This is a genomic window from Pseudomonas sp., assembly GCF_048269965.1.
Lineage (GTDB): Bacteria > Pseudomonadota > Gammaproteobacteria > Pseudomonadales > Pseudomonadaceae > Aquipseudomonas.
Map to the genome: position 1 here is coordinate 97792 of NZ_JBLWTV010000012.1, position 25511 is coordinate 123302.

At 65.5% G+C, this 25511-nt stretch carries 26 protein-coding genes and 2 riboswitches; of the genes, 11 read left to right on the forward strand and 15 right to left on the reverse strand.

Annotated elements, in window-relative coordinates; all coding sequences use genetic code 11:
• Window position 1: 1 nt before the first annotated feature.
• Entirely contained in the window at window positions 2-1189 is a 1188-nt protein-coding gene (locus tag ACN0X6_RS15275; protein ID WP_417705158.1) for an ABC transporter substrate-binding protein, read from the reverse strand.
• A 165-nt stretch (window positions 1190-1354) separates the two neighbouring features.
• Here ACN0X6_RS15275 and ACN0X6_RS15280 point away from each other — a divergent pair, with 165 nt between their 5' ends.
• The 7 genes from ACN0X6_RS15280 (at window position 1355) to ACN0X6_RS15310 (ending at window position 11551) form a co-directional block, all read left to right on the forward strand.
• Complete coding sequence (locus ACN0X6_RS15280) at window positions 1355-1753, forward strand: nuclear transport factor 2 family protein (RefSeq protein WP_417705160.1); 399 nt, start codon at window positions 1355-1357, stop codon at window positions 1751-1753.
• Window positions 1754-1837: 84 nt separating this feature from the next.
• Entirely contained in the window at window positions 1838-2605 is a 768-nt protein-coding gene (locus tag ACN0X6_RS15285; RefSeq protein WP_160017005.1) for a sulfite exporter TauE/SafE family protein, read from the forward strand.
• Between the two features lie 176 nt (window positions 2606-2781).
• Entirely contained in the window at window positions 2782-3024 is a 243-nt protein-coding gene (locus ACN0X6_RS15290) for an exodeoxyribonuclease VII small subunit (RefSeq protein ID WP_024309614.1), read from the forward strand.
• On the forward strand, window positions 3021-3908 hold the full coding sequence (ispA, locus tag ACN0X6_RS15295) for a (2E,6E)-farnesyl diphosphate synthase (protein WP_417705162.1): 888 nt from the start codon (window positions 3021-3023) through the stop codon (window positions 3906-3908). The genes ACN0X6_RS15290 and ispA overlap by 4 nt, the downstream gene beginning before the upstream one ends.
• Before the next feature lie 152 nt (window positions 3909-4060).
• A complete protein-coding gene (locus ACN0X6_RS15300; RefSeq protein ID WP_417705164.1) occupies window positions 4061-7333 on the forward strand; it encodes a carboxyl transferase domain-containing protein in 3273 nt (1090 codons plus the stop codon).
• Between the two features lie 104 nt (window positions 7334-7437).
• Window positions 7438-9345: a 1-deoxy-D-xylulose-5-phosphate synthase gene (gene dxs / locus ACN0X6_RS15305; protein ID WP_417705165.1), complete on the forward strand. Its 1908-nt coding sequence runs from the start codon at window positions 7438-7440 to the stop codon at window positions 9343-9345.
• 72 nt (window positions 9346-9417) lie between these two features.
• Window positions 9418-9611: riboswitch (cobalamin riboswitch) on the forward strand.
• An 86-nt stretch (window positions 9612-9697) separates the two neighbouring features.
• Window positions 9698-11551 (forward strand): TonB-dependent receptor domain-containing protein, encoded by a 1854-nt coding sequence (locus ACN0X6_RS15310; protein ID WP_417705167.1) that lies wholly within the window; start codon window positions 9698-9700, stop codon window positions 11549-11551.
• A 120-nt stretch (window positions 11552-11671) separates the two neighbouring features.
• Here ACN0X6_RS15310 and ACN0X6_RS15315 read toward each other — a convergent pair whose 3' ends face one another.
• From ACN0X6_RS15315 to nrdR, 13 genes are all read right to left on the reverse strand, one after another.
• On the reverse strand, window positions 11672-12466 hold the full coding sequence (locus ACN0X6_RS15315) for a cobalamin-binding protein (RefSeq protein WP_417705169.1): 795 nt from the start codon (window positions 12464-12466) through the stop codon (window positions 11672-11674).
• Window positions 12466-12879 carry an MFS transporter gene (locus tag ACN0X6_RS15320; RefSeq protein WP_417705171.1) on the reverse strand — a complete coding sequence of 138 codons (414 nt, stop codon included), beginning with the start codon at window positions 12877-12879 and terminating at the stop codon, window positions 12466-12468. Before ACN0X6_RS15320 ends, ACN0X6_RS15315 begins: the two co-directional genes overlap by 1 nt.
• Window positions 12876-13496, reverse strand: a complete 621-nt coding sequence (gene ribA, locus ACN0X6_RS15325; protein ID WP_417705172.1) for a GTP cyclohydrolase II — start codon at window positions 13494-13496, stop codon at window positions 12876-12878. The genes ACN0X6_RS15320 and ribA overlap by 4 nt, the downstream gene beginning before the upstream one ends.
• A gap of 255 nt (window positions 13497-13751) precedes the next feature.
• Entirely contained in the window at window positions 13752-14396 is a 645-nt protein-coding gene (locus tag ACN0X6_RS15330) for a retropepsin-like aspartic protease family protein (RefSeq protein WP_417705173.1), read from the reverse strand.
• An 18-nt stretch (window positions 14397-14414) separates the two neighbouring features.
• Entirely contained in the window at window positions 14415-15149 is a 735-nt protein-coding gene (locus ACN0X6_RS15335) for a substrate-binding periplasmic protein (protein WP_417705175.1), read from the reverse strand.
• Window positions 15150-15158: 9 nt separating this feature from the next.
• On the reverse strand, window positions 15159-15686 hold the full coding sequence (locus ACN0X6_RS15340) for a phosphatidylglycerophosphatase A (protein ID WP_143509410.1): 528 nt from the start codon (window positions 15684-15686) through the stop codon (window positions 15159-15161).
• A 15-nt stretch (window positions 15687-15701) separates the two neighbouring features.
• Window positions 15702-16655: a thiamine-phosphate kinase gene (thiL, locus tag ACN0X6_RS15345; RefSeq protein ID WP_417705178.1), complete on the reverse strand. Its 954-nt coding sequence runs from the start codon at window positions 16653-16655 to the stop codon at window positions 15702-15704.
• Window positions 16656-16862: 207 nt separating this feature from the next.
• Entirely contained in the window at window positions 16863-17342 is a 480-nt protein-coding gene (nusB, locus tag ACN0X6_RS15350) for a transcription antitermination factor NusB (RefSeq protein ID WP_417705180.1), read from the reverse strand.
• Window positions 17339-17815 carry a 6,7-dimethyl-8-ribityllumazine synthase gene (ribE, locus tag ACN0X6_RS15355; RefSeq protein ID WP_417705182.1) on the reverse strand — a complete coding sequence of 159 codons (477 nt, stop codon included), beginning with the start codon at window positions 17813-17815 and terminating at the stop codon, window positions 17339-17341. The genes nusB and ribE overlap by 4 nt, the downstream gene beginning before the upstream one ends.
• Window positions 17816-18096: 281 nt before the next feature.
• Complete coding sequence (gene ribBA / locus ACN0X6_RS15360) at window positions 18097-19176, reverse strand: bifunctional 3,4-dihydroxy-2-butanone-4-phosphate synthase/GTP cyclohydrolase II (RefSeq protein ID WP_160016992.1); 1080 nt, start codon at window positions 19174-19176, stop codon at window positions 18097-18099.
• Window positions 19177-19188: 12 nt separating this feature from the next.
• Window positions 19189-19851, reverse strand: coding sequence for a riboflavin synthase (locus tag ACN0X6_RS15365; protein WP_417705184.1), 663 nt, complete (start codon window positions 19849-19851; stop codon window positions 19189-19191).
• Window positions 19852-19977: 126 nt separating this feature from the next.
• Window positions 19978-20132: riboswitch (FMN riboswitch) on the reverse strand.
• 195 nt (window positions 20133-20327) lie between these two features.
• On the reverse strand, window positions 20328-21443 hold the full coding sequence (gene ribD, locus ACN0X6_RS15370; protein ID WP_417705186.1) for a bifunctional diaminohydroxyphosphoribosylaminopyrimidine deaminase/5-amino-6-(5-phosphoribosylamino)uracil reductase RibD: 1116 nt from the start codon (window positions 21441-21443) through the stop codon (window positions 20328-20330).
• On the reverse strand, window positions 21440-21907 hold the full coding sequence (gene nrdR, locus ACN0X6_RS15375; protein ID WP_003243991.1) for a transcriptional regulator NrdR: 468 nt from the start codon (window positions 21905-21907) through the stop codon (window positions 21440-21442). The genes ribD and nrdR overlap by 4 nt, the downstream gene beginning before the upstream one ends.
• A gap of 100 nt (window positions 21908-22007) precedes the next feature.
• Here nrdR and ACN0X6_RS15380 point away from each other — a divergent pair, with 100 nt between their 5' ends.
• The 3 genes from ACN0X6_RS15380 (at window position 22008) to trxA (ending at window position 24112) form a co-directional block, all read left to right on the forward strand.
• Window positions 22008-22445, forward strand: coding sequence for a hypothetical protein (locus tag ACN0X6_RS15380; protein WP_417705188.1), 438 nt, complete (start codon window positions 22008-22010; stop codon window positions 22443-22445).
• The gene (locus ACN0X6_RS15385) at window positions 22442-23101 is read left to right on the forward strand and encodes a class I SAM-dependent methyltransferase (protein ID WP_417705190.1); all 660 of its coding nucleotides are present in this window, start codon (window positions 22442-22444) and stop codon (window positions 23099-23101) included. Before ACN0X6_RS15380 ends, ACN0X6_RS15385 begins: the two co-directional genes overlap by 4 nt.
• 138 nt (window positions 23102-23239) lie before the next feature.
• The gene (gene trxA, locus ACN0X6_RS15390) at window positions 23240-24112 is read left to right on the forward strand and encodes a thioredoxin (RefSeq protein ID WP_417705192.1); all 873 of its coding nucleotides are present in this window, start codon (window positions 23240-23242) and stop codon (window positions 24110-24112) included.
• Window positions 24113-24317: 205 nt separating this feature from the next.
• Here the strand turns inward: trxA and ACN0X6_RS15395 are convergent, their stop codons facing one another.
• Complete coding sequence (locus ACN0X6_RS15395; protein WP_417705193.1) at window positions 24318-24662, reverse strand: hypothetical protein; 345 nt, start codon at window positions 24660-24662, stop codon at window positions 24318-24320.
• Between the two features lie 113 nt (window positions 24663-24775).
• On the opposite strand from ACN0X6_RS15395, the gene ACN0X6_RS15400 reads away from it, so the two are divergent.
• Window positions 24776-25366, forward strand: a complete 591-nt coding sequence (locus tag ACN0X6_RS15400) for a DUF2796 domain-containing protein (RefSeq protein ID WP_417705195.1) — start codon at window positions 24776-24778, stop codon at window positions 25364-25366.
• Window positions 25367-25511 lie beyond the last annotated feature (145 nt).

A 25511-nucleotide genomic window follows, 5' to 3' on the forward strand; every position in this document is an offset into this window, starting at 1 on the left:
TTCAGTGCGGGATCGGCACGATTTCGTCACCCTCGAAGCGGGTGAACACATAGTCGTCCACGCCCAGGGCATCGTGCTGCTCGGTGCTGAACGGTTTCTCGTAGGTCTTGATCAGGCCTTGGTAACGCTGGATGCCGTAGTAACCGTCGCGGATCGCCGGCCCCTCGGTGCTGCCGGCTGCGGCGATGGCCTGCGCTGTCAGGTGCAGGGCGTCGTAGGCATTGGCGATGCCCACCGCCGGGGTGACGTCGGCCAGACTCTTGATCTCCGGGTAGCGTTTCTGCAGCGCGGCGAAGACCGCCTCGCCCCTGGCGTCGCCCTCCTGACTGAAGGTGTAGGTCTGGATGAAGTGCACGCGCCCGGCGTTGGGCCCGGCCAGCTCGCCGAAACGCCCGCCAGCCGGTCCCCAGTGCGACACCACTGGTACGTCCCAGCCCATGCGGTCGAGCGACTTGACCACCTGTGCCGACGGCGCGACGTTGGCCACCAGCAGCAGGGTGTCGGCGCCGGCCTGCTTCAGTCGGCTCAATTGCGGCACCACATCGAGATCGCTGCCCTCGATACGTTCCACACCGGCCACCGGCACGCCACGCGCCTCCAGCGCCTTGCGGAAACCCTGCTCGTTGGACTCGCCCCAGGGGTTGTTGATCAGGATCATCCCTGGCTTCTGGGTGGCGAAGTTCTTCTGCGCGTAGTTGACCAGCGCCTCGTCCACCAGCTCGTCTACCGCCGAAACGCGGAACACGTAGTTGTCGGCGGCACCGTTGCGGGTGATCGGCGTGCCGGCGGCCCATATCCCCATGAACGGCATCTTCATCTGATTGGCCAGCGGCACGATGGCCAGCGACACCGGTGTATCCAGCCCACCGAAGAGCACCGCGACCTTCTCCCGCTGGATCAGCTCACGTGCCGCCAACAGCCCCTTGGACGGGTTGCTTTCGTCATCGCGGCGCACCAATTGCAGCGGACGCCCGAGCACACCGCCCTGGGCGTTGACCTCGTCGATGGCGATGGTCAGGCCACGGGTCAGCGCCTCACCCGACTTGGCCGACTGCCCGGACAGTGCGGCGACCAGGCCGATCTTGATCGGCTCGGCCGCCTGTGCAGACAGGGAAAACCAACAACTCAATGCGAACGCCGCAGCCAGGCACGGCTTCAGACGACGCGGAAACGACAATAGCGTGGACATGGCACTCTCCTAATTGCTAGCTTTTGCACAAACATTGCTAGCAAAACAGGTGCCACCCCAGCAAAGCCCACCAATACGGGCTTTGCACATGGCGCCACCTCAGAAACCGCCCCATTGCCTGGCACGCTGCACCAGCAGGATGCAGCCAGGTCCAAGGAGAACTCCATGCCCAGCGAACACCCCGCCGTCACCCTGGTTCGCCAGTTCCTTGAACTGTCGATGATCCCCGATCCGCAGAACGCCGCCCGCTACATGTCCGCCGACGTGCGCATCACCTTCACCGGCGGTCGTGCCATGCCCAATGCCCAGGCCATCACCGCATTCAATGGCGGGCGCTACAACTGGGTGAAAAAAGCCATGGGCCAGTTCGACTGGACCGAGCACGACGACCACTGCGTGGTGTACTCCAACGGCACCCTCTACGGCGAATGGCCGGACGGCCGCAGCTTCTCCGGCAATCGCTACCTCGACCGTTTCGAAGTACGTGACGGCCTGATCACCCGCATGGACGTATGGAACGACAGCGCCGAGTGGATGCTGCAGCCCGAGATCAACCGCAACTGATTCCGGCAGCCACCGCACTTTGGTCGCACTTGGCTGACCGAACGGTCAGCCCTATGCTGCACTCTTTTTGTGCGAGGCTGCCTGATGACTCTGTTCGATCTGCTGCTGTTGGCCCTCGCCGGTTTCGCCGCCGGCGGCATGAATGCCCTGGCCGGCGGCGGCACCTTCTTCTCCTTCCCGGCCCTGCTCGCCGCCGGCCTGCCGCCGGTGACGGCCAATGCCACCAACGCCGTGGCGCTGTGGCCGGCCAGCCTGGCCGGCGCCTGGGCTGCGCGCGCCTCGCTGCGGCCGCTGGGGCGTTACCTGATTCCGCTGCTGCTGGCCGGCCTGGCTGGCGGTCTGCTCGGCGGACTGTTGCTGCTGGCCGGCGGCGACGACGTGTTCCGCGTGCTGATTCCCTGGCTGTTGCTGGCGGCCACCGCGCTGTTCGCCGCCAGCCCCTGGCTGGGTCGCGCGCTGGCGGCACGACGCAAGGCAGCCGAGCATCCGCCACATACGCCGTTGTCGCTGGGTGCGCACATTGGCGTATCGATCTACGGCGGCTACTTCGGCGCCGGCATGGGCATTCTGCAGCTCGCTGCGTTTTCCATTGAAGGTCACCCACTGGCCCGCGCCAACGCACTGAAGAACCTGATCTCGGCGGTGATCTACAGCATCGCCACGCTGACCTTCGTCATCGCCGGCCGAGTCAGCTGGTACGAGCTGGCGATCCTGCTCACCGGCGCCACCCTGGGTGGTTATGCCGGCGGCGCACTGGGCGAGAAACTGCCACCGGCACTGCTGCGCAGCTTCGTCATTCTGGTCGGCAGCACGATGACGCTGTACTACTTCTGGAGCACCTACCTGGGATAGACCGCAGCGTGCACCGTGCGCACCAGGGTTCCACGGCGGTGCGCGCAGCGCACCCTACTCAGGCCCCAATCCCGGACTGCGCCCTCGGCCAGCACACCTGCTGCCCCGCTGATTTGCCCGAGCAGCAAGCCTCTGCTAGTGTCGCGCGGTTTCCACGTTGCCCGAGACCCGCCGCCATGGCCCGCAAGAAAGCCGCCCCTGACTTCGAACACTCCCTCGCCGAACTGCAGACGCTGGTCGAGCGCATGGAGAGCGGCGAGCTGTCGCTGGAAGACTCGCTGACCGCCTTCGAACAGGGCATCGGCCTGACCCGCGAATGCCAGGCCGCCCTGGCCCAGGCCGAGCAGAAAGTGCAGATTCTGCTCGAGCGCGACGGCGAGTTGCAGCCCGCGCCCTTCGACACGGACGAGCCCGCATGATCGCGGCGTATCAGCAGCGCTGCCAGACCCGCGTCGACACGGCACTGGAAACACTGTTTCAAGCACCACGCACGGAACTCGAGCGCCTCTACCAGGCCATGCGCTACAGCGTGATGAACGGTGGCAAGCGCGTGCGCCCGCTGCTGGTCTATGCCGCTTGCGAAGCCCTCGACGGTGATCTCGAACGGGCCGATGGTGCCGCCTGTGCGGTGGAGCTGATCCACGCCTACTCGCTGGTGCATGACGATCTGCCGGCGATGGACGACGACGATCTGCGTCGCGGCCAGCCGACTACCCACAAGGCCTTCGACGAAGCCAGTGCCATCCTTGCCGGCGATGGTCTGCAAAGCCTGGCCTTCGAAGTGCTCGCCGACCGCCGGCGCAATCCGCAGGATGCCGAGACGCGACTGCAGATGATCGAGTTGCTGAGCCAGGCTGCTGGCCCGGCCGGCATGGTCGGCGGCCAGGCCATCGACCTCGGTTCGGTCGGCCGGAGGCTCGACCAGCAGGCGCTGGAAGTGATGCACCGGCACAAGACCGGCGCGCTGATCGAGGCCAGCGTGGCGCTCGGCGCCCTGGCCAGTGGCAACACCGACGAGCTCGCGCTCAAGGCCCTGCTGCAATACGCCCGCGCCATCGGCCTGGCCTTTCAGGTGCAGGACGACATCCTCGACGTGGAGAGCGACACCGCCACCCTGGGCAAGACCCAGGGCAAGGACGAAGCCCACGACAAACCCACTTACCCTGCACTGCTCGGCCTCGACGCGGCCAAGGACTATGCCCTGGAGCTGCGCGACCAGGCCCTGCACGTGCTGCGCCCGTTCGACAACAGCGCCGAACCGCTGCGCGAGCTGGCGCGCTACATCGTCGAACGACGCAGCTAGTCCGCTCTTGTGGGAGCGGCTTCAGCCGCGAAATCCACTCGCTCGCCCCATCATTGCAATCTATGTCGCCATGATCGCCGCATAAGGCTTGCTTTACCCCTGCGACCAGGCTCCTAAGATGGCTCCATAACGACAAGACGTCTGGAGCCGCCATGCCCTTCCCCGCCCTGCTGATCGCCAACCGCGGCGAGATCGCCATCCGCATCACCCAGGCCTGTGCCGATCTCGGCGTCCGCAGTGTCGCGGTGTATGCCGAAGATGACGGTGCCTGCCTGCACACACGCAAGGCGGATCTGGCAGTGCCGCTCGCAGGGCGAGGCGTGGCCGCGTATCTGGACATGGACCAGCTGATCACCATCGCCCACGAGCAGGGCTGCAGCGCCATCCATCCCGGCTATGGCTTTCTCGCCGAGAACGCCGAGTTCGCCCGTCGCTGCCAGGCAGCCGGGCTGACCTTCATTGGCCCCTCGCCAGAAACCCTGCAGTTGTTCGGCGACAAGGCCGCCGCCCGCGACCTGGCCGAACGCTGTGCGGTGCCGCTGGTGCCCGGCATCAACCAGGCGGTAACGCTGGAGCAGGCCGCAGGCTTTCTCGCCGAGCACGGCAGCGTGATGCTCAAGGCCCTGGCCGGTGGCGGCGGACGCGGCATGCGAGCGGTGGACGATGCCGCGCAACTGGCCGAGGCTTTCGCCCGCTGCACCTCCGAGGCCCAGGGGGCCTTCGGCAGCGGCGCACTGTACGTGGAGAAGCGCGTGCGCCGCGCCCGGCATATCGAAGTGCAGGTACTCGGCGACGGCAGCGGCGCGGTCAGCCACCTGTGGGAACGCGACTGCAGCCTGCAACGCCGCCACCAGAAGCTGGTGGAGATTGCACCCAGCCCCGATCTGGATGTGCCCACCCGTGACGCGATCATCACCAGCGCACTGCGCCTGGCGGTCGAGGTGCAGTATCGCGGCATCGGCACCTTCGAGTTCCTGCTCGACCTCGACCAGCCGGGGCGCTTCTACTTCATGGAAGCCAACCCGCGCGTGCAGGTGGAGCACACCGTTACCGAGCAGGTCACAGGCGTCGACCTGCTGCACACGCAACTGCACCTGGCCGCCGGTAAAAGCCTGGACGAGCTGGGCCTGCTCACTCCGGCCGCGCCGAAAGGCTGTGCCGTGCAGCTGCGCCTGAACCTGGAAACCCTGCTCGCCGACGGTAGCGCGCGCCCGGCGGCCGGTGTGCTCGGCGCCTACCAACCGCCCTCCGGTCCAGGTCTGCGCGTCGACGGCTGCGGCTATGCCGGCTACGCCGTCAGCCCGGCCTACGACTCGCTGGTGGCCAAGCTGATCGCCAGCGCCAGCGATTACCCCGGAGCCCTGCGCCGCGCCTACCGGGCGCTGTGCGAGTTCCGCATCGAGGGCGTGGCGAGCAACCTGCACCTGCTGCAGAACCTGCTGCAGCGCGACGAGGTGATCGCCAACCGAGTCGACACCACCTACGTCGAGCGTCACCTGGGCGAGCTGCTCGCCGCCCGCGAACAGGCGCATCCCCACCATTACTTCGCCGGCGACGCATCTGCGCAAAGCGCCAAGGATACTGTCGACGCCCCGCCCGGCACCCTGGCGCTGAACGCGCCCAGCGCCGGCGTGCTGGTCAGCCTGTCGGTCGCCATGGGTGACGCCGTGGCCGCCGGCCAGCCCATCGCCGTGCTGGAAGCGATGAAGATGGAGTTCGAGGTCAAGGCCGAGCACAGCGGTATCGTCCGCGCGCTGACCGTGGCGCCGGGTGACGCCCTCGGCGAGGGCCAGGCGCTGCTGTTCGTGGAGCCAGCCGAGGTGGACGGCCTCGACGCCCACGGTGAGCAGGCGGTCGATCTGACGCATATCCGCGCTGATCTGGCCGAAGTGCTGGAACGCCATGCGCGCCTGACCGACGCGCGTCGCCCCGAGGCCGTGGCCAAGCGGCGCAAGACCGGCCAGCGAACGGTTCGGGAGAACCTGGCGGACCTGCTCGATGACGGCAGCTTTATCGAATACGGCGCCATGGCCCTGGCCGCCCAGCGCCGTCGGCGCTCGCCCGAGGAACTGCAGGAGCTGAGCCCGGCCGATGGCCTGGTCGCCGGTATCGGCACGGTATGCGCTGCGCAGTTCGGCGCCGAGGCCGCGCGCTGCATGGCCATCGCCTACGACTACACGGTATTCGCCGGCACCCAGGGCGTGATGAACCACAAGAAGACCGACCGCATGCTGGCCCTGGCCGAGCAGTGGCGCCTGCCCGTGGTGCTGTTCGCCGAAGGCGGCGGTGGGCGGCCGGGCGATACCGACTTCGTCGGCGTGGCCGGGCTGGACTGCCATACATTCGTCGCCATGGCCAGGCTCTCCGGGCTGGTGCCGACGGTGGGCGTGGTCTCCGGGCGCTGCTTCGCCGGCAACGCCGCGCTGCTCGGCTGCTGCGACCTGATCATCGCCACGCGTAACGCCAGCATTGGCATGGCCGGCCCGGCGATGATCGAAGGTGGCGGCCTCGGCAGCTTCACCCCCGAGCAGGTCGGCCCGACCAGCGTGCAAGGCCCCAACGGGGTGATCGATGTGCTGGTCGAGGACGAGGCCGAAGCGGTCGCCATAGCCAAGCAGTACCTGGGTTATTTCCAGGGCCCGCTCAGCGACTGGCAGTGCAGCGATGCCCGCGAACTGCGCCAGGTGATCCCGGAGAATCGCCTGCGCGTATACGACATCCGCAAGGTGATCGAACTGCTCGCCGATCACCGCAGCGTGCTGGAGCTGCGCCGTCAGTTCGCACCCGGCCTGATCACCGCACTGATCCGCATCGAGGGCAAGCCCTTCGGCCTGATCGCCAATAACCCCGCACACCTGGGCGGCGCCATCGATGCCGTGGCCGGCGACAAGGCTGCACGCTTTTTGCAGCTGTGCGAGGCGCACGATTTGCCTATCGTTTCACTGTGCGATACCCCCGGTTTCATGGTCGGCCCGGAGGCGGAGAAACAGGCCACGGTGCGTCACGTCTCGCGTCTGTTCGTCACCGCCGCCAGCCTCACGGTGCCCTTCTTCACCCTGGTGCTACGCAAGGGCTATGGCCTCGGTGCCCAGGCCATGGCTGCCGGCAGCTTCCATTCGCCGCTATTCACCGCCGCCTGGCCCAGTGGAGAATTCGGTGCCATGGGCCTGGAGGGCGCGGTGCGCCTGGGCTTTGCCAAGGAACTGGCAGCTCAGCCAGACGACGACGCGCGTCAGGCGCTGTTCGACAAACTGGTGGCCAAGGCCTACGAAAACGGCAAGGCGCTGAACATGGCCAGTTATCTGGAGATCGACGCCGTGATCGACCCGGCTGACAGCCGCGCCTGGCTGTTGCGCGGGCTGGCAGCCACACCGCGCCCGGTGCGGCGCGAGGGTCGCAAGCGGCCGTTCGTCGATACCTGGTAGGGGCCCCGTGCGAGGACGCTGGCTTGTCGCACGGGGCGTGAAGCTTGCAGCCACCTTTTTCGGGTAAACTGCCGCATCTTTTTACACCTATAACGATTCGCCTGATGCCGACCACTTTCCACGAGATCCCCCGCGAGCGCCCGCTGACGCCGCTGCTGGACAGCGCCAACACGCCGGATGAGCTGCGCCGCCTGGCCGAAGCGGACCTGGAAACCCTCGCCGACGAACTGCGCCAGTACCTGCTCTACAGCGTCGGCCAGAGCGGCGGGCACTTCGGTGCCGGCCTCGGCGTGATCGAACTGACCATCGCCCTGCACTACGTCTTCGACACCCCCGATGACCGTCTGGTGTGGGACGTCGGCCATCAGGCCTACCCACACAAGATTCTCACCGGCCGTCGCGAGCGCATGGGCAGCCTGCGCCAGAAGGATGGCCTGGCCGCCTTCCCGCGCCGCAGCGAGAGCGAGTACGACACCTTCGGCGTCGGTCACTCCAGCACCAGTATCAGCGCAGCCCTGGGCATGGCCATCGCTGCCCGCCTGAAGGGCGAGAAGCGCAAGAGCGTGGCGGTGATCGGCGACGGCGCACTGACCGCCGGCATGGCCTTCGAGGCGCTGAACCACGCCACCGACGTCGGCGCCAACATGCTGGTGATCCTCAACGACAACGACATGTCGATCTCCAAGAACGTCGGCGGCCTGTCCAACTACCTGGCCAAGATCATCTCCAGCCGCACCTACGCCAGCATGCGCGAGGGCAGCAAGAAGATCCTCTCGCGCCTGCCCGGTGCCTGGGAAATCGCGCGCAAGGTCGAGGAACACGCCAAGGGCATGCTGGTACCCGGCACCCTGTTCGAGGAACTGGGCTGGAACTACGTCGGCCCCATCGACGGCCACGACCTGCCCACCCTGCTCGCCACCCTGCGCAACATGCGCGACCTCGACGGCCCGCAGTTCCTGCATGTGGTGACCAAGAAAGGCAAGGGCTTCGCCCCGGCCGAGGCCGACCCCATCGGCTATCACGCCATCACCAAACTGGAGCCGGTGACTCCGACAGCCGCACCGCTCTCCAGCCCGAAGCGGCCATCGGGCCCGAAATACTCCAACGTCTTCGGCCAGTGGCTGTGCGATATGGCCGCAGCCGATAACCGCCTGGTCGGCATCACCCCGGCGATGAAGGAAGGCTCGGATCTGGTGGCCTTCGCCGAGCGCTTCCCCGAGCGCTACTTCGACGTCGCCATTGCCGAGCAACACGCTGTGACCCTTGCGGCCGGCATGGCCTGCGAGGGCGCGAAGCCAGTGGTGGCGATCTATTCCACCTTCCTCCAGCGTGCCTATGACCAACTGATCCACGACGTCGCCGTGCAGCACCTCGACGTGCTGTTCGCCATCGATCGCGCCGGCCTGGTCGGCGAAGACGGCCCGACCCACGCCGGCAGCTTCGACCTGTCCTACCTGCGCTGCATCCCCGGCATGCTGGTGATGACCCCGAGCGACGAAAACGAGTTGCGCCGCATGCTCACCACCGGCCACCTGTTCGACGGCCCGGCAGCGGTGCGCTATCCGCGCGGCACCGGCCCCAACGCACCGCTCGATGCAGGCCTCGAGCCGCTGGAAATCGGCCGTGGCGTGGTACGTCGCCAGGGCAAGGGCGTCGCCCTGCTGGCCTTCGGCGTGCAACTGGCCGAAGCCCTGCGCGTGGGTGAAACGCTGGATGCCACTGTGGTCGACATGCGCTTCGTAAAACCCCTGGACGAAACCCTGCTACGCGAGCTGGCAGGCAACCATGAGCTGCTGGTGACCCTCGAGGAAAACAGCATCATGGGCGGCGCCGGCAGCGCGGTCAGCGAATTCTTCGCTGCAGAAAATCGCCAGGTACCGGTGCTGCACCTGGGCCTGCCGGACTACTATGTCGAACACGCCAAACCCAGCCAGATGCTCGCCGAATGCGGCCTCGACGACGCGGGTATCGAACGCGCGGTGCGCGAGCGCCTGAGCCTGCTCAAGACCTGAGCATGAAGCCCGCTCATCGCTGAATGAGCGCGGCTTGCTTGTCATTGATACTCGCGCGCACTAAGGTGCGCGCCATTCATGTTCCGCCAGGGTGCGCTGCGCAAGCGGCGTTAAACGGGAAGTCGGTGCGATGCCGACGCTGCCCCCGCAACGGTAATCGACAGCAAGCGCTGAGCTTGCGCCGCGTCCAACAGCCACTGGGCCAGGCCTGGGAAGGCGGACGCGGGTCGAGAGCCCGGAGACCGGCCAAGGCGGTGCGACTGGTGTTGCGGAGGGCGACACGGTCAAGCGCCGCCCTGCGCGTGCTTGCGCCTGCCCTCCTCGAACGTCTGCCGACCTTTGAGGAAAGATAATGAAACTGTCTCGTCTGGCGCTGGCCATCAGCGTCATGCCTGCTGCCCTGCTGGCTGCCGAGCCTTACGCAAGCGAGCCACTGGTAATCACCTCCGGGCGTCTGGCAGAACCGCAAGCGCAGGCTACTGCGGCTACCAGTGTGTTTACGCGCGAGGATATCGAACGCCTGCAAGTTCGCAGCGTCCCCCAGTTACTCAGCCGAGTGCCTGGCGTACAGATTGGCAGCTCTGGCGGAGTGATCTCCTATTCAGTTCGTGGCACCAGCACAGCGCAGACTCTGGTACTGATCGACGGCCAGCGCGTTGCCTCTGCCAGTAGTGGCATCGCTCGTCTTGATTACCTGAGCATCGACAACGTCGAACGCCTGGAGGTGACGCGCGGGCCGCGTTCATCCCTCTATGGCGCCGACGCGATTGGCGGTGTGATCCAGATTTTCACCCGCCGTGGCGAAACGGGCCTGCATCCTCAAGTGCGCCTGGCGGTCGGCAGTCACCAGACCTTCCAGCGCAGCGTGGCACTGGCCGGAGGCAATGACGACACCACCTTCACCCTCGGTGGCAGCCTTGACGAAAGCAACGGCTGGGATCGCACCAGCGACAACGTCGACGCCGACAGGGATCGCGACGGTCTGCGCAACAAGGCAGTACATCTGAATCTGGATCATCGCTTCAGCGACGACTGGAAAACCGGGCTGAACCTGAACGACCAACGTGGTGACAGTGAATACGACGACGCTTACAACTTCGTCCCCGGACAGCCTCACGATGAATTCCGCCTGAGCAGCTACAGCGGATACCTGGACGGCAGGCTTACCAACAGCTGGAACAGCCGCATCGAACTGGGCCGCAGCTTCGACCGTAACAAGGCGCAGGGCGCCGCAGACAGTTGGAACAATGGCACATTGAAAACCACTCGCCACTCTGCGAGCTGGATCAATCATCTGCAACTGAACGCCGCCAACCAACTAACCCTCGGTGCCGACTGGTACGAGGATCGGGTTGATGGCAGCACCGTGTTTGCAGAGGATAAACGCGATAACCGTGCCGTCTTCGCTCAACACAGCTTCAAGGGCGAACACTTTGGCACCGAACTGGGCCTGCGCCACGACGACAACCAGATCTACGGAAACCAGAACAGCTGGAACGCGGCCCTCAGCCTGCCCGCGGGTGACAGTCAGAGCTGGATCATCAGCTACGGTGAGGGTTTCCGTGCCCCCACCTTCAGCGACCTCTACTATCCCGGTGCCGGCAACCCGAACCTAGAGGCCGAGACGTCAAAAACCTACGAGTTGCAATGGCGCGCCGACTTCTCCGGCACGCACCTGACAGCGTCGCTGTATCGTACTGACATCGACGACATGATCGCCTGGGACAGCAGCGCCAATCAGCCGGAGAACATCGCCAAAGCACGCGTCAACGGCTTCGAGGCCAGCGTTGCCCGCAATGTAATGGACTGGCGGGTTCAACTCGGGGTGAGCCTGATTGATCCGCGCGACCGCGACAATGGCCACACACTTCCTTACCGCGCACGCCGCACCCTCAGCCTAGATCTAGACCGCCAGTTTGGCGCCTTCGGAGTTGGCGGCTCATGGCGCGCAGTGAGCCAGCGCTACGATGACCCGGCTAATACCCGTCAACTCTCCGGTTATGGTGTACTCGACTTGCGCACCAGTTGGCAGAGTACATCTGAGCTGCGCTTGGATCTGAAGCTGGATAACGCGCTAGATCGTGGTTACACGCTGGGTAACTACCTGCGACCGACCAATCCACTGGACTTCATGGGCGAACCACAGCCCTACCGCGAGGCAGGTCGCACCGCACTGCTGGCCGTAACCTGGACGCCGCAGTTCTGACCTCGGTGCGCACGGCGCACCCTACGACCGCTGCCGGTGTAGATGAAAACAGTGCGCCAGGCGATGGATCCCGGCGCGCCTACGACTGTAGGGTGCGCCGGGCGCACCAAGGGCTTCGGGCTACCGCGCCCCCGCCATCCGCTCACACAACTGCTCGATGGCACCCAACATCTGCCGGCTGGGCCGCTCCAGGCCCTTGTCCGGCACCGCCCACACCTGTTCCCGGCGCACTGCATGCAGCTGCGGCCAGGCCTGCCAGGCCGTGAGTTCGGCATTGCTGCCGCCAAGAATCACGTCCGGATCACGCGCCAATACCGCCTCCATGCTGACCTGCGGCGCCGGCTGCGCTAGATCGTCAAACAGGTTGCGTGCGCCGCAGACCTGCAAGGCGTCACCGATCAGTTGCTCGCCACCGATGGTGTAAAGCGGTTGGTGCCAGACCTGGTAGAACACCGCCAGGGGCTGCTCGCGCCGGTAGCGCTGGCGCAGCGTATCCAGCTCAGCGCGAAATTCGGCCGCCAGGCGCTGTCCCTGCTCTGCCCGGCCCACTCGTTCGCCAATACGCACGAAGGCATCGCCGAGCTGCTCGAGGCGCTGCGGTTCGACGATCAACAGGTCGATGCCAAAGCGCTGCAACTGCGCCTGCTGCGCCGGTGGCACGCTGCCAGGCGCGATGAGGATCAGATCCGGCGCCAGTTGCAACAGCCGCTCGAATTCCAGCTGGCCATAACGGCCAACCGTTGGCAGATGCGCCAGCGCGGCAGGATGCTCAGCACCTTCGAGCACGCCAACCAGCAGGTCGGCGGCATCCAGATCGAGCATGATTTCACTGAGCGAAGGAGCCAGGCTGATCACCCGCTCGGCGGCGGACAGCGGCAGCGCCAGCAGGCCAAGCACGAGCAGCAGCGTGCGCATCAACCCAACTGGCGGGGTATGCGGTAGAGGCCGTGCAGCACGATGGACGACAGCGCCAGCAATACCAGCGGAATCGCCTCGAGGCCGGCCGGCACCGCCAGCGCCGCGATCCACGCCGGCAGCGCGGCGCCGAGCAAGGCGCGCAGACGTACGCGATCCAGCTCCAGCCAGGCAGCGGGTTCATCGTCGCTGTCGAGTGCTTTTTCAGTGGCGATCAGCGCGCGCTTGTAGGCGGAGAACAACGGCAGGCTGACGAACATCGCAGCCATGCCGGCGATGAACAGCGGCATGGTCAGCACCGTGGTACTGCCACCGCCGAACAGCAGGTTGAACACAAACAACGGCGCCAGCGCCACCGCCAACTGGCGCCACCAGGCCAGCGCCAGGCGGCGCTTGACCTGGCCTCGGGTCACAGGCTTTCCTCGGTCTCGCCCTGATGCTGGTTGCCCAGCATATGGCCGAGCTTGCCGGCCTTGGTGGCGAGGTAGCGCTTGTTGTAGGGGTTGTGCGCAATCTGCAGCGGAACACGGTGATCCACGGCGATGCCCAGGTCGCCCAGCGCCTTGACCTTGCGCGGGTTATTGGTCATCAGCTTGAGGCTGTCGATGCCCAGGTGCTCGAGCATCGGCAGGCAGATGGCGTAATCACGCTGGTCGGCGCCGAAACCCAGGCGCTCGTTGGCTTCCACCGTATCGGCACCACCGTCCTGCAGTTCATAGGCGCGGATCTTGTTCAGCAGGCCAATGCCACGGCCCTCCTGACGCAGATACAGCAGCACGCCGCGGCCTTCGTTGGCGATGGCCTGCAGCGCCGCCTGCAGCTGCGCACCGCAGTCGCACCGCAGGCTGAACAGCGCGTCGCCGGTCAGGCATTCGGAATGCAGACGGCCAAGCACCGGCGCACCGTCGGCGACGTTGCCGAAGGTCAGGGCGACATGTTCCTTGCCGGTGGCCTCATCGAGGAAGCCGTGCATGATGAACACACCGAAGGGGGTGGGCAGTTGGGAGGCGGCGACGAACACGACGGACACCGGATACTCCTGGCAATGAGTACGAAACAGGGCCGGCATTGTATCAGCAGCCCTCGCTGGCGGGTCAGTCAGAATTGCCGATCATCAGTATCGAAACGGTCAATGAGCACGATCAGAATCAGTTCAAAGTCTCGCGAGCTAGAGCAATGCAAGGCAGAAGTAGGCGAGGAAGCGGAGTCTACTGATTGTAAATGAGCAGTCCGAGCCTGCTTCTAACGCGGCAGTGCCGACGCGCAGCAGACTTTGGGCTGATTCTCATAGCTTGGACTCCAGCACCAGCATCCCCTGCTCCTCGCGCCAGCCCACCCGGCCGAGGAAGCTCATGCCCAGCAGGGCTTCGTGCGGTGCATTTCCCTCCAGCACCACCGCCTCGACGCCAAGCACCTCGAGATCGCCGACCTTGACCCGGTCGAGCATCACTCGCCAGCCACGGGCTATACCGCTGGCGGTGTTGACCTGCAAGGGCCGACCGCTGACCCGGTAATCGATACCCAGACGCCTGGCATGCGCATCGTTGAGCGCGACGGAGGTGGCGCCGGTATCGACCAGAAACTGCACCGTCTGGCCGTTGACCGAACCGGCCACCCAGTAATGTCCGCCGATGCCCTTGGCGATGCTCAGGCGTTTCCTCACCGGCTCGGCGAAGCCGGCGCTGTATTCGCGACTCAGCGGATAGGCGCGCTCGACGCCATCGACACGCAGCACTGCGCCCTGCTTGTCGACGCTGACCACTTCTACCCCGCCCGGGCCGGTCTGGCCGACCCGCACCAGCTTGCGCTGGCCATCGACATTGACCACCGCCGCGCCGGGAAACAGGCCGACCACCTGAACCTGAGACGCCGCCCAGGAGGAACTCGCACATAGCAGCGCTAACGCGGCGAGACAGTGACGAAGCTGCATGTATGAAGGCCTCCCGGCTCAGTCGAAGGGATAGGGCTGCTGCCAGCGAGCGAAGATCGGCCGCAGCTCGCCGCTGGCGACCAGCTGCGTCATGCGCTGATCGAAGAGTTCGGCCAGGGCATGGCCGCGTGGCGTGTCGGCAAAACCGAGATAAAGCGGCAACTGCGTCAGATTCGTCACCCGATATTGCTGTGGTTTTTCGGCTCGGCCCAGTAGTTCGTCGACCTCGGGACGGGCATCGATATAGAAGTCCGCGTGGCCCAGTTCGAGCATGCCGAGGATACCGCCGCGCCGCTGTACTTCCCGGTAGTCGTGCACATTCGGCAGATATTCCTCGTAACCGTAACCTCGCACCCAGACCAGCCGGAACGCGCCCAGGCTGTCGAGCGTCGGCACCGGCTTGTCCTTGAGGCCAAGTGCGACGATCTGATCACGATCGTAGTGGTGCCTGGGGTAGAACACCTGCTCCTCGACCTCGTCACGATAGGCACCGACCCAGGCATCGGCCTCGCCACGCTGCACCAGCCCTATGGCGCGGGTGTAGGGCACGCTGTGAATATCCAGACGGACACCTGCCGGCTCGAACACCGCGCGCATCACATCCCAGCCCAGACCACTACCATCGGCTTCGGTATAGGCCTCCCAGATCTCACTGGCCAGGCGTATTTCACCTGGCAGCTCGCTCTGAGCCTGGGCACCAGACAAGGCAGAGAGCATCAGCAGCATCCCCAGCCAGACTTGCCTCATGCGCATGCTCACTCCTTAGAAACCCAGCCCGGCTCCATAATTGGCCCAGCCCCAGACCAATCCTTGCATCGCCAACCAGGCAAAGACCCCGGCAATGACATCATCGAGCATGATGCCGACACCGCCATGCACATGCCGGTCGATCCAATGAATCGGCCAGGGTTTGACGATGTCGAACAGACGAAACATGAGAAAGCCTAGCAGCAACCAGACCCACCCCTCGGGCACCAGCCACAGGGTGATCCACATGCCGACCATTTCATCCCAGACGATGCCTTCGTGGTCGTGCACACGCAGGTCGTCGGCGACCTTGCCGCACAGCCAGAAGCCGAACAGCATGGTCACCCCGAGCATCAGCCAGTAGCCCCAGTCCGGCAGCATCTGCCACAGCGGCACGAACGGCAGCGCCACCAGCGAGCCCCAGGTGCCTGGCGCCTTGGGCAGGGTGCCGGAGCCGAAGCCGAAGGCGATGAAGTGCCAGGGATTGCGCCACACCGAGGGCGGTACGTATTCGGCGGGAACCTGGTTGGGGTGATCGGTCACGCGCACTCCGTCCTGTCAGAAATGTTGGTAGCCGCCACGCGGCGGATCGATGGGCTGGTCGGCAGCATCCAGCAACTGTACCCCAGAGCCGGCCAGCACACGGCCGATAACCCGTACATCGGGCCAATCGGCCTGCAGGTCGGCGAGCAGTGCTGGTGGCAGGGTAAAGGCCAGGCGGTAGTCGTCGCCACCGCCCAACGCGCAGATCCGAGCCTGTTCTTCACCGGCGAAAGCGCGCAGCGCTGCAGACAGCGGAACACGCGCCAGCTCGATCTCAAGGGCGACCTGTGAGGCCTTGGCGATATGCCCGCAGTCGGCCAGCAAGCCGTCGGAAATATCCAGCGCGGCCGTGGCCCGCCCGCGCAGCGCCTGGCCCAGGGCCAGTTGCGGCTGCGGCGACCAGTAGCGCGCCAGCAAGGGCTCGGCCACTTCAGGCGCCGCCTCACGTTGACCCAATACCAGCGGCAGGGCGCCTGCGGCATCGCCCAGTTCGCCTCCGACGCAGAGCAGATCGCCAACCCGGGCGCCGCTACGCAACAGCGCCTGCCCGGACGGCACACGGCCAAACACGGTCAGCGTCAGGCTCAACGGGCCCCGCGTGGTGTCGCCACCGACCAGCGCCAGTGAACAGCTCTGCGCCATCGTTTGCAGGCCGCGAGCGAACTCGGCCAGCCAGGCTTCATTGGCGCTCGGCAGGGTCAGGGCGAGGGTAAAGGCCAGCGGCGTAGCGCCCATGGCGGCCAGATCACTGGCGGAGACGGCCAACGCGCGCTGACCGAGGAGAAAGGCATCGCAGGATTCGGGGAAGTGCACCCCGGCAACCAGGGTGTCGGTGGAAACCACCAGCTGTTCACCGGCGGGCAACGCCAGCAGTGCGCAGTCATCACCAATACCGAGAACCACTCCGTCGCCGCCCTGAGCACAACGGGCGGCGGCGAAGTAGCGGCGGATCAGCTCGAACTCATTCACGGGCAAGCAACGATCTGCTGCGCGTCGGCCCTGCTGCGTTAAAAGCAGACTCGGAATGCTCATGTGCTACAGCACACTGCGCTTCCTCGCCTGTTTGACTCGCTGGCGCTCGCCCTACGGGCCTGCCTTCGGCTGTTACTCCCGCTGGTCGTTGCGCCTTGCATGGCTCTAGCTCGCAAGATCGTGAATAAAGCATCCCCATGGGCCTCAACGTTTGTTGGCGTTGACTTCGGCGGCACGCAGCTTGGGCGCGAGCTTGTCGAGGATGCCGTTGACGAACTTGTGCCCGTCAGTGGCACCGAACACCTTGGCCAGCTCGATACCTTCGTTGATCACCACCTTGTAGGGGACGTCGACGCGGTTCTTCAGCTCGTAGGTGGACAGGCGCAGGATGGCCAGCTCGACCGGATCGATCTCTTCCAGCGGGCGATCGAGCAGCGGCGTGAAGGCCTCGTCCAGCTCGGTCTTGTGCCGTGGCACGCCGTGCAGGATCTCGTGGAAGTAGGCGCCATCTACCTTGCTGAAATCGTTGTCGACGCGGAACTGCGCCTCGATCTCGTTCAGCGGCTGCCCGGCGATGTGCCAGGAGTACAGGGCCTGCATGGCCAGGGTGCGGGCTTCACGGCGCGCGAGGATCTTGCCGCTGGGGCCCTTCTTGGCCGGCTGGCCGTTACCGGAGTTGCTCACTTGGCCTCCAACTGCGCCAGCAGGCTGACCATTTCCAGGGCAGACAGCGCAGCTTCGGCACCCTTGTTACCCGCCTTGGTGCCGGAACGTTCGATGGCTTGTTCGATGGAGTCGACAGTCAGGACGCCGAAGGCGACCGGTACGCCGTATTCCATGGAAACCTGGGCCAGGCCCTTGGTGCACTCGCCTGCGACGTACTCGAAGTGCGGAGTGCCGCCACGAATGACCGCGCCCAGGGCAATGATTGCCGCGAACTCGCCACGCTGAGCGACCTTCTGGGTAACCAGCGGAATCTCGAAGGCACCCGGCGCGCGGATGAGGGTGATATCGCTCTCGCTAACACCGTGGCGAACCAGGGCGTCGATGGCGCCGCTGACCAGGCTCTCGACGACGAAGCTGTTGAAACGGCCTACCACCAGGGCGTATTTGCCCTTCGGGGCGATGAAGGTACCTTCGATGGTCTTCAGGGTCATGACGGGTCTCACATGGGTTAAAGAGCCGGAGCGGCGGTGCACTCCGAAAATAAAATTCGTTTGGCTGCGTAGCCCGGATGCAATCCGGGGCCAGTGTGCCGATCTTCCCGGATTTCATCCGGGCTACGTGCTTTAGCTCCCCTCTCCCATAAATGGGAGAGGGGTTGGGGCGGCCCCCGTAGGGAGAGGGTTCGGCATTGGCCATAACACCCTCTCCCGCCCTCCGGGCACCCTCTCCCAAAGGGAGAGGGTCATCAGATGCGGCTCTGTCGAGCCGCTTCTTATTTAGAAGGCAGGTATTCTACAACCTCAAGGTCGAAGCCGGATATCGCGTTGAACTTCATCGGCGAACTCATCAGGCGCATCTTGCGCACACCGAGGTCGCGCAGAATCTGCGAGCCGGCGCCCACGGTGCTGTAGGTCGCCGGATTGGCCGGCTGCTGACGGCTGATCAGCGCCAGCAACTCCGGCCCGGTCAGCGGATTGCCCAGCAGCAGCACCACGCCGCTGCCGGCCTTGGCCACTTCCGCCATCGCCGCGCGCATGCTCCAGCGCCCCGGCTGGTTGACCATGAACAGGTCGCGCAGCGGGTCCATGTTGTGCACACGCACCAGAGTCGGCTCTTCGGCGCAGATGGTGCCCAGGGTCAGCGCCATGTGCGCGGTGTTCTCCACGCCATCGCGGTAGGTCACCAGGTTGAACTGGCCCAGTTCGGTGTCCAGCGGCTGTTCGCTGATGCGCTCGACGGTGCGCTCGTGGATCAGACGGTAGTGGATCAGGTCGGCGATGGTGCCGATCTTCAGACCGTGTTCTTCGGCGAACTTCTCCAGCTCCGGGCGACGCGCCATGGTGCCGTCGTCGTTCATGATCTCGCAGATCACCCCGCTCGGTTCGAAACCGCCCATGCGCGCCAGGTCGCAGGCCGCTTCGGTGTGACCGGCACGCGCCAGTACGCCGCCGGGCTGGGCCATCAACGGGAAGATATGACCCGGGCTGACGATGTCCTCGGCCACGGCGTTGCGCGCCACGGCAGCCTGCACGGTGCGCGCGCGGTCGGCGGCGGAGATGCCGGTGGTCACGCCCTCGGCCGCCTCGATGGAGACGGTGAACTTGGTGCCGAAGCCCGAGCCATTGCGCGGTGCCATCAACGGCAGCTTGAGCAGCTCGCAGCGCTCGCGGGTCATCGGCATGCAGATCAGGCCACGGGCGAAGCGGGCCATGAAGTTGATGTGTTCGGCGGTGACGCACTCGGAGGCGATGATGATGTCGCCCTCGTTCTCGCGGTCCTCGTCATCCATGAGGATGACCATCTTGCCGGCGCGGATGTCTTCGATCAGTTCTTCAGCGGTGTTGAGCGCCATCGGGGCGTCTCCTTAATTCTTCAGGTAGCCGTGTTCGGCGAGAAAGCTTTCGGTGAGGCCCGAGGCCTTGGGTTCTGCGGCCTTGTCGCCGAGCAGCAGGCGCTCCAGGTAACGCGCCAGCAGGTCGACCTCGAGGTTGACCTTACGCCCGGCCTGGTAGTCGACCATGATGGTCTCGGCCAAGGTGTGCGGCACGATGGTCAGCTCGAACTCGGCGCCATCGACCGCGTTGACGGTCAGGCTGGTGCCGTCGACGGTGATCGAGCCCTTGTGCGCGATGTATTTGGCCAGCTCGCGCGGGGCACGCACCCTGAACTGCACGGCGCGGGCGTTTTCGGCGCGCGCGACGATCTCGCCAACGCCGTCGACGTGACCACTGACCAGGTGCCCGCCGAGGCGGCTGGTGGGCGTCAGGGCCTTTTCCAGGTTCACCGCGCTGCCGGGCTTGAGGTCGACGAAGGCAGTGCGTGCCAGCGTTTCGCGGCTGACGTCGGCCCAGAAACCGTCGCCGGGCAGCTCCACGGCGGTCAGGCACACGCCGTTGACGGCGATGCTGTCGCCGAGCTTGACGTCACCCAGATCGAGCTTGCCGGTGGCCACGTAGAGGCGCACGTCACCGCCCTTGGGCGTCATGGCGCGAATGCTGCCGATGGCTTCGATTATGCCGGTGAACATAAGCCCTCCGGTTTCACGTTGAAGGTATTTCTGAACAGCATGGACGAACTCCTGTTTTGGTCAAAAACAGGGCAATGCCGATCGATAGGGATTTCGCGGACACGCACGAGGCGCCCGTGGAGGGAATCCCGCTCTCTCTTTATCCGGACTATACCGTCGGCCCCGGAATCACACCGGGTCTGCTGGACCTCGCACGGCAGGAGCCGTGGCGAGCGCTCGCGGGCTAGGTTCTGCGAACCATTACCGCCGGTGGGGAATTTCGCCCCGCCCTGAGAACGTTGCGGCCATATGAATGGCCGCGTGGCGTTTTACCATATTTATCGCTGTGGCGCATGGCTTGTAGGGTGCGCTGCGCGCACCAGGGTCAACCGCCAATATGCCAGGCCAGCGCCTGCTCCCGCGCCCGCTCGAGTCGCTGCCAGCAGGCAGGGAGAGCTTGGAGAAAACTGCGGCGGCCGCGGTGCGCACGGCGCACCCTACCTGGCCTTGGGCACTGCAGTGATCTGCCAATCGTCGCCGACGGCGCGGATATCGAGAATCTGCAGCTCCGGCGCCTCGGCCATGCGGTTGAGCGGCAGCTCGAACAGCGGCCGCGCACTGGAGCCCAGCAGCTTGGGCGCAACGAAGATGCGGTACTCGTCCACCAGCCCGGCACGGGCAAAGGCGCCGGCCAGACGCGGCCCGGCCTCGACCAGCACGTCGTTGACGCCACGGCCGGCCAGCTCCAGCAGCAGCCTGCGCAAATCGACGTGGCCATTGCTGCCCGGCACGGCGAGCAGTTCGTGGCCATCGGCCAGATAGCGATCGCGCGCGGCAGCCGCCGCACAGGTGGCCACCAGCGCCGGGCCGACCTGGAAGAAGGCCTTGCTCAGCGGCACGCGCAGACGACCATCGACCAACACCCGCAGCGGCGGCCGAGAGGCGGCCATGAAGGTGGCTTCGACACCCAACCCCAACTCATCAGGGCGCACGGTCAACCGGGCATCGTCCGCCAGCACGGTGTCGGCACCGCTGAGCACCACGCTGGACTGCGCGCGCAGGCGCTGCACCTCGGCACGCGCCGCCGGGCCGGTGATCCACTGGCTTTCGCCGCTGGCCATGGCCGTGCGGCCATCCAGGCTCATCGCCGACTTGACCCGCACGAACGGCAATCCGCTCTCCATGCGCTTGATGAAACCGGCATTGAGCGCTCGCGCCTCGCTTTCCAGCACGCCGGACAGCACTTCGATACCGGTATTGGCCAGGCGCAACAGGCCGCGACCGGCCACCTGCGGATTGGGGTCCTGCATCGCCGCGACCACCCGGCCGACACCGGCGGCGACCAGCGCATCGGCGCAGGGCGGCGTACGCCCGTGATGACTGCAGGGCTCCAGCGTGACGTAGGCGGTGGCCCCGCGCGCCCGTTCGCCGGCCTGACGCAAGGCGTGCACCTCGGCGTGCGGCTCACCGGCACGGGCATGCCAGCCCTCGCCGACGATCTCGCCATCACGCACGATGACGCAGCCGACACGCGGATTGGGATGGGTGGAGTAGAGGCCTTTGCGCGCCAGCTTGAGGGCGCGCGCCATGAACAAGTGGTCGCGCTCGCTCATCGGCTTTTCGACGGCTCGCGGGCCAGACGCTCGATTTCCTCGCGAAATTCGTTGAGGTCCTGAAAACGGCGATAGACCGAGGCGAAACGGATGTACGCCACCTCGTCGAGCTTGCTCAGCTCGGTCATCACCAGCTCGCCGAGCACCAGCGATTTCACCTCGCGCTCGCCGGTGGCACGCAGTTGCTGCTTGATGCGGGCGATGGCCTCTTCCAGGCGCTCGACGCTTACCGGACGCTTTTCCAGCGCACGCTGCATGCCGGCGCGCAGTTTCTCTTCATCGAAGGGCTGACGGCTGCCGTCCTGCTTGATCAGGCGCGGCATCACCAGTTCGGCGGTTTCGAAGGTGGTGAAACGCTCACCGCAGGCCACGCATTCGCGGCGGCGGCGGACTTGGTCGCCCTCGGCGACCAGACGGGAATCGATGACCTTGGTGTCGTTGGCGGCGCAGAAGGGACAATGCATGGCAGGCGCGGGCTATTGGCGGCAAAGGCGTCATGGTAGCGCATAGAGGCAGCAAGACAAATTAAGCTATGGGCACGCACCTCCAAGAGCCGTACATGCCATGAACCGATACCTGCCCCTCTTGCCACTGGCCCTGAGCGGCCTGCTTGTCGCCTGCGCCAGCGAGCCCACGAACACCGCACCGCCCATGCCAGCACCTGCACCGGTAGAACCCGGCGCTGCGCCGACTCTGGGCCCTGGTCTGCGCGACGAGTTGCTTGGCGTCGCCGCTGGCGCCGATGTCGACCTGGCACTGTTGGGCGTGGATATGCGCGGCAGGCCGCACGCCCTGCTCGGCCAGCTTCATCTGCGTGGCAACGGCGAAGCGCTGCCGTTCCATCTGCCGCTGAACCCGCAGCAGGCGCCTCAGGATCTGCGCCTGGAGCTGCGCGGCCGCGTCAGTCACGCCGGGCGCCTGGTGCAACGTCTGCCGGCGCGCAGCATCGCCGAACTGAGCGATCAGGACCTCGGCGCCCTGCAGCTGGTGCCGGCGCCATGAGGCCACCCGAAGCGCTGCAGCAGGCACTGAGCGACCTGCTCGGCGATGCCCGCCTGGTGGCCGAAACGCTGCCGGGTACCAATATCGCCCTGTGGCTGATCGATGCCAGCAACATGGAGCGCGCCTTCAACCCCGAGGAAACCCGGCGCATTCTCGAAGAGCCGCCCTACTGGTGCTTCTGCTGGGCCAGCGGCCTGGTATTGGCGCGCTGGCTGGCTGAGCGCCCCGAGTGGGTACGCGGCAAACGCGTGCTGGATTTCGGCGCAGGTTCCGGTGTCGCCGCCATCGCCGCAGCCAAGGCCGGCGCGGCGCAAGTGGTAGCCTGCGACCTCGACCCCGTGGCACTGGCCGCCAGCCGCGCCAATGCCGAACTCAATGGTGTGACGCTGAGCTACTCGGCAGATTTCTTCGCCGAAGCGGACCGCTACGACCTGATCCTGGTGGCCGACGTGCTTTACGATCGCGCCAACCTGCCGCTGCTCGATCACTTTTTAAGCCGTGGACGCCAGGCACTGGTGGCCGACTCACGGGTCAAGGACTTCCAGCATCCGCTCTATCAGCGCCTGGCACTGCTGGACGGCTGCACCTGGCCGGACCTGGCCGAACCGGCGGAGTTTCGCGAAGTCAGCCTGTATCATGCGCGACGACCGACGTAGCCCGGATGCAATCCGGGAAACAGGGTGCCAGCCATCCCCGGATTGCATCCGGGCTACAGGCAGTGGCGGCGCCCCCTTGTTTCGCCAGCCACCTGCCCGCATTAATAATGCCATTGCCCTTCTTTTTCGAGACCGACCATGAGCGACTCCCCTTACATCTTCGACATCTCCGGCGCCGCCAGCTTCGAGCAACTGGTGATCGAGAACTCCTTCCACAAACCGGTGCTGGTGGACTTCTGGGCCGAGTGGTGCGCGCCGTGCAAGGCGCTGATGCCGATGCTGGCGAAGATCACCGAGGAGTACGCCGGTGAATTGCTGCTGGCCAAGGTCAACTGCGATATCGAGCAGGACATCGTCATGCGCTTCGGCATCCGCAGCCTGCCCACCGTGGTGCTGTTCAAGAACGGTCAGCCGGTGGACGGCTTCGCTGGCGCGCAGCCGGAAGCGGCGATTCGCGAGATGCTCAAACCCCATGTCGCCGAACCGGCCCCCGCCGCAGCCGATCCGCTGGAAGCCGCCCAGGCGCTGTTTGCCGAAGGACGTTTTGCCGAAACCGAAGCGCTGCTCAAGCAGGTACTGACGGAAGACAACGAGCATGCGGCCGCGCTGATTCTCTACGCACGCTGCCTGGCCGAACGCGGTGAACTGGGCGAGGCGGAAACCGTCCTCAACGCGGTCAAGGGCGACGAACACAAGCAGGCGCTGGCCGGCGCCAAGGCGCAACTGACCTTCCTGCGTCAGGCCGTCGACCTGCCTGACGCCGCCACACTGAAAAGCCGTCTGGCACAGAATGCCGAGGATGACGAAGCGGTGTATCAGCTGGCCGTGCAACAACTGGCGCGCCAGCAGTACGAAGCGGCACTGGACGGTCTGCTCAAGCTGTTCGTACGCAATCGCAGCTACAGCGACGGCTTGCCACACAAGACCCTGCTGCAGGTATTCGACCTGCTCGGCGGCGACCATCCGCTGGTCACCACCTACCGCCGCAAGCTGTATCAGGCGATCTACTGACCTTAGGGGTTTTCACGCAGGGGGCGTCTCCAGGCCTGTGCCCGGTGCGCGCGGCGCACCCTACGGACCACTCGGACAAGACCTTGGCCGGCCACGGATGGCCCTTGTAGGGTGCGCTGTGCGCACCGGCAACTCGCCAATTCCAGCAGGTAATGCCCGGTGCCCGCAGCGCACCCCACGAAGGGCCAGAGCGGGGCGCAACGCCCTACTGCGTCACCCAGTGATAGATCGGCGCATCCGCACCAGTTTCCATGCGGATCTGCTCACAATGACGCAGCCGCACCAGCAGGCGCTTGCCTGCAGCTTCGCCACCCGCCAGCGCAGCCAGCTGCGCCATCAGCCGTGGCCCTTCGACCTGTCCCGCCTCACGTACCAGCTGCAACGCGGTCTGCCACAGCGCATCACCCGCATCCGTCATGGGAGTCGCTGTCATCACATTGGCGACCGGCGTAACCGCCACCTGCTGCGCCAGTTGCGCCCAATCCTCGGCATCCAGCTCCAGTGTCAGGTCCACCGGCCAGTCGCCAATGCGCCCACGTATTCGCACCATGTTCAGCCTCCAATCAGGATCCTGCATGCTCCCATGACGGCAGCAGACTGGCCAGTTCGCCATGAAAGTTGTTATAACGTAACAATCAACACGCACCCACGCCGGAGACAACCATGCGCCACCTGCTGCTCGCCCTGCCCTTCGCCTTGCTGCCCCTGGTCGCCGCCCAGGCTCATGAGCACGGCCATGATCACGACCACGAACATTCCCACGACAGCCTGGGTGCCCATGAGCATGGCGTCGCCAGCCTCAATGCCGCGCTGGACGGCAACCTGCTGGAGCTGCAACTCGAAAGTCCGGCGATGAATCTGGTCGGCTTCGAACATGCAGCCAAGAGCGATGCCGACAAGGCCAAGGTCGCGGCAGCCAAACGTGAACTGGAACAGCCCATCAGCCTGTTTGCCCTGACCAGCGGCGACTGCAAGGCCACTCAGGTCGAACTGGAAAGCCCACTGTTCGGCGACGCAGACCACGACCACGACCACGACCACGACCACGACCACGACGATCATGAGGGCGAACACAGCGATATCCACGCGCACTATCGCTTCGAATGCGCCAAGGCCAACGAATTGAAACAACTGGATCTGGACGAGCTGTTCAAACGCTTCCCCGCCACCGAGAAGATTCAGGTACAACTGATCGGCCCGAACGGCCAGCAGGGCGTGGAACTGACGCCAGCCCAGCCACGTCTGTCTTTCTGATGCCGCAGGGTGGATCGGGGCGCCTAGCTGACGCTCTTTTCATCCACCACGCCCGCGTTGTGGGAGGGCCAGGTGGCGCACCGCTTCAACCGCGAGTAAAGCTCGCCGCCAAAGCGCCTCCTGCAAACCTGCTCCGCAGTCCGCG